General features: G+C 70.2%; 5 protein-coding genes. 4 read left to right on the forward strand and 1 reads right to left on the reverse strand.

Going from position 1 to position 6,403, the window contains the following annotated elements; translation table 11 throughout:
* Nucleotides 1–85 precede the first annotated feature (85 nt).
* Nucleotides 86–2,092, reverse strand: a complete 2,007-nt coding sequence (locus L0H79_RS19635; protein WP_301486331.1) for a protease pro-enzyme activation domain-containing protein — start codon at nt 2,090–2,092, stop codon at nt 86–88.
* 645 nt (nt 2,093–2,737) lie between these two features.
* Between L0H79_RS19635 and L0H79_RS19640 the strand changes: the two genes are divergently transcribed.
* The 4 genes from L0H79_RS19640 (at nt 2,738) to L0H79_RS19655 (ending at nt 6,110) form a co-directional block, all read left to right on the forward strand.
* Nucleotides 2,738–3,412: a prepilin peptidase gene (locus tag L0H79_RS19640; RefSeq protein ID WP_301486332.1), complete on the forward strand. Its 675-nt coding sequence runs from the start codon at nt 2,738–2,740 to the stop codon at nt 3,410–3,412.
* 107 nt (nt 3,413–3,519) lie between these two features.
* Nucleotides 3,520–4,332 carry a phage holin family protein gene (locus tag L0H79_RS19645; protein WP_301486333.1) on the forward strand — a complete coding sequence of 271 codons (813 nt, stop codon included), beginning with the start codon at nt 3,520–3,522 and terminating at the stop codon, nt 4,330–4,332.
* 60 nt (nt 4,333–4,392) lie between these two features.
* Nucleotides 4,393–5,301 (forward strand): alpha/beta fold hydrolase, encoded by a 909-nt coding sequence (locus L0H79_RS19650; protein WP_301486334.1) that lies wholly within the window; start codon nt 4,393–4,395, stop codon nt 5,299–5,301.
* Nucleotides 5,298–6,110 carry a serine hydrolase gene (locus L0H79_RS19655; protein ID WP_301486335.1) on the forward strand — a complete coding sequence of 271 codons (813 nt, stop codon included), beginning with the start codon at nt 5,298–5,300 and terminating at the stop codon, nt 6,108–6,110. Before L0H79_RS19650 ends, L0H79_RS19655 begins: the two co-directional genes overlap by 4 nt.
* Nucleotides 6,111–6,403: the final 293 nt, after the last annotated feature.

Consider the following 6,403-nt stretch of genomic DNA (forward strand, 5'->3'; position numbering starts at 1 on the left):
GGCCCCCCGCGTTCTTTGCGGTGGGGCCCACTGGTTCGGGGGGGGGGGGTGGGGCCGCCCCACCCCAGCAGCCCCCGATGTCTGGTCAGGGCAGCCGGAGCAGATGCACCGCGAGGTCGTACTCCAGCGTCGGGGCGCCGACGCCCGTCACCTCGTCCCAACCACGACCGGTGGTGAGGCTGGAGTCCTCGTCGAAGGTTCGCACGGACGCGACGGTGCCGTCGGCCTTGTTGAGCCCGTTGACGTAGTCGATCCGGACGTTGCCCCGATCGCCCTGCGGGGTCACGTCGTAGGCGGTTGCCGGCCCGACGAGGTAGATCAGCGTGTTCGCGAAGCCGATCCGCGAGCGGCCCTGCTGGGCGGCCGCGTTCAGGCCCGCCAGCAGCGGCGAGGCCAGGCTCGTGCCACCGATCCGGTACTCGCCGTAGTGAGTGCCCTTGCCGAAGCGGGTCCGCAGCGAGAAATGCTGCGTCTGCCCGATGAGCATGCCCGTGTTGGGGTCGGCGTTCATCGCGATGTCGGGCACGGCCCGCCCGGAGCAGCCCGTGCGGACGAGCCGCTGGTAGAACGGCTTGCTCGTGAACCATGCGCTGCAGCCGCCGCCGGCGCCGTAGAGGAGGCCCGTGTCGCTCCACGTCGACTCGTCGGCGCTCAGGGCCCACTTCTTGGTGCCCCAGCCGGTCTCGAAGTCGCGACGCCCGTGACGGTCGATCGCCAGCGCGGTCCCGCCGACGGCGGTCACCCACGGGTCTGACGCGGGGTAGTCGGTCTGCTTGACGCCGTACGCGGCCGCCTCGTCGCCACCATCGCCCGAGGAGAAGTAGAAGCCGATGCCCTGCACCGCGCCCTGCTTGAGGATCGACTCGTAGGCCGTGACGAGCGCGTCGTCGATGACCGGCACGACGGTACCGTCGTCGAGGGTGACGTAGGTCGGCTCGCCCCACGAGTTGCTGACGATCGAGGCCTTGTTGTCCGAGACGGCTCGTGCCATCGCGGCCATCAGGTCGTCGTCGTAGCAGCTCGCTGCGCCGTAGTAGACGACGCTCGCGTCCGGGGCCATGGCGTGCTCTGCCTCCACATCGAGGGACTGCTCGGAGTACCAGTCGTTGCCGCCGCACGCCTCGACCTTCGCCGGGTCGTAGTCGGTGTCGCTCCTGCTGGTGAACTGACCCCGCCGGAACCGCTGGTCACCATGACGCCGCGCGTAGGTGTTGGCGTCCTTGAGCAGCCACGGCGACTCGAACGCATCGGTGATCGCGATCGTCTGCCCCCGGCCGGTCAGCCGGGTGCCGGTCAGGCCATAGACCGAACGCAGCTGGCGTGGGACGTAGCCGCACACGGCATACGGCAGATGCTCGCCCTCGAAGGCGGGCAGGTTGTTCGCTTGCTTCTGGCCGTAGTAGGCCGAGCAGGGCGGGGCGTTGACGAACCCGGCCGGCGGACCGAGGTCGGAGCTGCGGACCGGTCTTCTCAAAGCAGGGTCGGGCCCGCCACGATCGATGTTGGGCGTGACCTGGTGGCCGAGGGTGTCGATCCCGGTGACAGCCGTCACGCTGGTCGCGAGGGGGCTCGGGACCGTGATCGGCTCGGTCGCGCCGGTGACCGCCTGACCGGCGACGTGGTACTGCTTGATCCCCGCCGTGAACGCGGTGTTGATGGCGGCGGCGCTACCGGAGGCTGCGACGTAGTGGTGCGCCGCGTCCGACCCCTCGACCCGCAGCCCGGCTGCACGCAGCCACGCGGTCACACTCGCGACCTCCGCGCGGGTCGGCGCGAACCTCGAGTCGTACTCGGCGGAGGTGAGGTAGTGGGCGTATGTCGCCGAGTGGGGGTCGGACACGGTCGTGGCCAGGGCGGTCAGGCCGTCCGCGTCGCGGGTGGCGAGCCAGACCTTGACCTGGACACGGTGGCTCGCGGCGAGCGTCGAGCCGTGGACGTGGCGGGTCCAGCGCGAGGCGGACGTGACCTGGTGGCGATGCTGTGAGTGGCCGGCGGCCTGCGCCGTGCCTGTCGTGACGAGGCCGGCGATCGTGACGCCGGTCAACGCTGCCGTCGCCGCGGCGACGGACCGAACGAGTGGGTGTCGTGCCATAACCGTTTCCTCTTCGTAAGGTTTGTCGGTTTCGGCGACGCAAGACTCAACGTACGGCGAGGCGAAGCGAACGACAAGCCTTTGCCTCGGGCGGCACTGGTCACGACATCGCCTCCAGCATGGGCTGGGCGTCGTCGTCCTGTGTTTACATTCGTTCGTGATGGGCACTATGAGGATGTGAGTACGCGTAGGCGCGGGCACCTCGCGGCGTTGGCGAACTCACCACTACCGCGGGTCCCGTTGCACATTCCCTTGACGGCCCCGCACCGTTCGCTGGGACGATGGCCGTGGCTGGTTCCGTGCACGGTCCTCGCCGCCACCGGGGCATGGGTGGTCGGCTCACTGGCCTACCGCGAGCAGGGTTTCTGGCGGCTCGTGATGATCGGTGCGGGAGCGCTGTTGACCGGGCTGGCCGCGGGGCTGCCACTGTGGCAGCATCATCGGGCCAACCGGGCTCGTGCAGAGGCAGTGGTTGCCGCCAGGGAAGCCGGTGCCTCGATGCGGGCTGCCCTTGGAACATCCAGAGGACATGGCCCAGGTCGACCCCGTCCTGGTGCGTCTCATGGCGGCGCTGCTCGCTACCGCCTTGGCCGTCCAGCCCTCGTCCTCTTACCTTGCGACCCCCCTCATGCATAGGGTGCGGCCATGCCTGAGCCATCGGTCCTGCTCGGCGCCGCCTTCGTCGGGCTGGTGGCCGGCGCCGTGCTGCAGTCGCAGCTCGTGCACCTGCGCTACCGGCTCGAGGACGAGCGGAGACTGCCGAAACGGTCGGCGGTCTGGGTCATCCCGGCCACCATCGTGCTGACCGTGCTGATCTGGGCGATCCTGGCGCCCGGTCACCCGCCGATCGTCCCCACCACGTACGTCGTCGCAAGCTGGACCATCGTCGCGCTCGCCTTCATCGACCTCGACGTGCACCGCCTGCCTGACCACATCCAGCTGCCGAGCTATCCGATCCTGGCCGTGCTGCTCTTCGGTTGCAGCTACCTCACCGGTGACTGGGGCGCCCTGCTGCGGGCCGGCATCTGCGGGGCGGGCCTGTGGCTCTTCTACTTCCTGCTCATCTTCGCGCTGCCCCCGGGCTCGATCGGCTTCGGGGACGTCAAGCTCGCAGGCCTGCTCGGCCTGCTGCTCGGCTGGCTCGGCTGGGGTCACGTGGCCATCGCCACGATCGTGGCCTTCGTCGTTGCAGGCGTCCTCGCGGCAGCCCTGCTCATGTCTCGACGGAAGGACAGGGGCGGGTTCGCCTACGGCCCCAGCATGCTCCTCGGTGCCGCGGTCGCCCTCATCTCACCGCTCCTGCTGCGCTGGCTCCAGTAGCCGCGCCCGGTTGGGCATCGGCGCGCGGGAGGACGGCGTCGGCACAGTAGGGTGTGAACGGTCAGGCGCCTGGCAGGCGCGGGTCAGGCAGATGAGGAGCGCAGCCGATGAGCAGGACGAAGGCCGGGCAGGTCCGGGACGAGCGAACCCTCGGCCAGCTCGTCGCCTCTCTCACCCAAGATGTCTCGACGATCATGCGCGGCGAGATCGCTCTGGTGAAGGCCGAGCTCACCGCACAGGTCAAGAAGGCCGGCAAGGGCGGGGCACTCCTCGCGGTGGCCGGAGTCATCGCCTTCTACTCGGTCTACTTCATCTTCATCACGATCGCCGAGGGCATCACTGCGGCCGGCCTGCCGAAGTGGCTCAGCTATCTGATCGTCACCCTGCTGTTCCTCATCACCGCCGCCATCCTCGCCTTCCTCGGGATCCGGCGGCTCAAGACCGTCGAGCCGAAGCCGACCCGGGCAGTGGCGGAGGCCGAGCAGACTGTGGCGGCGCTCAAGCGCGCGGCGAGCAACCCGTCCCCCCCGGCCGGCCACGGTGCGGTCTCGAGCACCGCCTCCACCTCGGGCGGAGCCCGCCCGGCCGCCCCGGGTGCACCCAACCGTGCGTCCGGGTCGCAGGCTCTGCAGGAGCGGGTCACCGCCGCCCGGGCCGCCGAGTCGCGCGCGGCCGCAGGAGCTTCCGGCGCAACGTCGTCGGCCCCGGGAAACGCGCCGACCTCGACCACGACGCCACGCGACTGGCAGGAGACCGCCACCGACGCCCTCGCCTCCGACACCGGCGTCGAGGACCCGGCTGACCTGACCGACCACCCGGTCAGGCATTCGGCGCCCAGCGCCTCCACGGCCGCGCTGCCGCGCACGCTCGCGGAAGCCGAGGCGGAGGAGGACGCGAAGCGTCACCGTCCCGAGGCGTGACCGCCTCGACGGCCCGATCCCTGCCCGCGCGCCTGGAGCGCCCGTCTCCCGAGAGCCCGTATGCCCGTTGACCCGGCGTTCGTCGACATCGAAGGCCCCTGGGAGCACCGCTACGTCGCCGCCAACGGCGCCCGGTTCCACGTCGCCGTCATGGGGGACGGACCGCTCGTGATGATGCTGCACGGCTTCCCGCAGTTCTGGTACACGTGGCGTCACCAGATGACCGCGCTCGCCTCGTGCGGCTACCGGGTCGCGGCGATGGACCTACGTGGCTACGGCGGCTCCGACAAGCCGCCGCGTGGGTACGACACCTACATGTCGACGCTCGACACGGCAAGCATCATCCGCGCCCTCGGCGAGTCGTCGGCGGTCGTGCTCGGACAGGGCCTGGGCGGCTGGGTCGCGTGGTGCATGCCGACCTTCCGGCGGGACGTGACCCGCGCGATCGCGGCCCTGTCGATGCCGCACCCGCGCGTCATCCGGCACGCCACGTGGACGAGCCGCCACCAGCGCGAGGCGTCCCGCTGGATCCTCGACCTGCAGAAGCCGTTCAGACCCGAGCGCGCGATGAACCGTTCACACGCCTATGTCGAGGGCATCCTCACCGCCTGGTCCTCGCCCCACGGAACCTTCCCATCGAGCGAGGACGTCGCACGCTACGGCGACGCGATGATGATCCCCTTCGTCGCGCACTCGGCGGCCGAGCACTACCGCTGGATCGGTCGATCGTCGGTGCGCCCGGACGGACCGATGTTCATGCGCAGGGTCCGTCGCCCGGTCGAGGTCCCGGTCCTGCAGGTCCAGGGCACGGACGACCGGTGCGTTCTCGCCGACACGACCACGGGTTCGGGCGTCTATGTGCCGCGCGACTACCGCTACGTCGTCGTCGACGGCGCCGGCCACTTCCTCACCGAGGAGGCCCCGCACGCGGTCAACCGGATCCTCATCGACTGGCTCGACTCGCTGTGAGTGCCCTCACGTGGTCGGCGTGCGTGCGCGACTCGTCGGGTATGCCGCTCACCTCCGTGCGCGCGAACGTGCCGTTGCGCTCGGCGTCCGTCGGCAAGCTGCTGCTCCTGCTCCACGTCGCGCGCGCCCTGAGCGACGGGCCGCTGCCGCCCGGCGAGATGTTGACCCGCGAGCCCGTCGATGCCGTGGCAGACTCGGGCCTCTGGTGGTACCTGTCGGTCGACACGCTGCCGGTCGTCGATGCGGCGCAGCTCGTCGGGGCGGTCAGCGACAACCTCGCGACCAACGTGCTGCTGCGCAGGGTCGGGCTCGACGCGGTGGCGGGGACGGCGGCATACCTCGGCCTGTCGCGAACCGCCCTGCACGACAAGGTGCGCGACGTGCGAAGCCCCACTGACCCGCCGACCTTGTCGACGGGAACGGCGGGGGAGCTGAGCCGGCTCACGCATCGGATCGCAGCGGGGGCGGCTCTCGGCCCGGAGCCGGACCTGCAGGTGGAGCAGTGGCTCTCGGCCAACGTCGACCTGTCGATGGTCGGGTCGGCGTTCGTCGACCGGCTCGGGCTCGACCCGCTCGCCCACATGGATGGGCCGGTCCGGGTGTTCAACAAGACGGGGACGGATGCGGGGGTGCGGGCAGATGTGGGCGCGGCGACGTTCGACGGTCGCACGGTGGCCTGGGCCGCCCTGGCCAACTGGTCCGCCGACGACGTGAGCTGTGAGCGCCGGCTGGCGGTCGAAGCACTTGCCCGGATGAGGCAGGTTGGCCTCGAGGTGCTCGGCCACCTTGCCCCCGGCGCCGTCGTGTGAACTCCGCGCGCCCACCACTCGATCGAGAGTGCACTAGTCCCGATCGAGAGTGCACTAGTCCCGATCGAGAGTGCGCTAGTCCCGATCGAGAGTGCGCTTGTCCCGATCGAGAGTGCACTAGTCCCGATCGAGAGTGCGCTAGTCCCGATCGGGAGTGCACTTGTCCCGATCGAAAGTGCACTTGTCCCGATCGAAAGTGCAGTAGGTCGACGGCGCGCCGCTCGAACGCGGGGGCGAAGTCGCTGGATGAAGTCGTGCAGGTAGGGCAGCGCAGCACCTCGACCACCCGTTCG

It is taken from the genome of Intrasporangium sp., assembly GCF_030452765.1.
Taxonomy (GTDB): Bacteria; Actinomycetota; Actinomycetes; order Actinomycetales; family Dermatophilaceae; genus Intrasporangium_A.

Bases quoted from the DNA above. Each gene is read 5' to 3' on its own strand.
- L0H79_RS19635 (WP_301486331.1), bottom strand. From the start codon at position 2,092: ATGGCACGACACCCACTCGTTCGGTCCGTCGCCGCGGCGACGGCAGCG.
- L0H79_RS19640 (WP_301486332.1), top strand. From the start codon at position 2,738: ATGCCTGAGCCATCGGTCCTGCTCGGCGCCGCCTTCGTCGGGCTGGTG.
- L0H79_RS19645 (WP_301486333.1), top strand. From the start codon at position 3,520: ATGAGCAGGACGAAGGCCGGGCAGGTCCGGGACGAGCGAACCCTCGGC.
- L0H79_RS19650 (WP_301486334.1), top strand. From the start codon at position 4,393: ATGCCCGTTGACCCGGCGTTCGTCGACATCGAAGGCCCCTGGGAGCAC.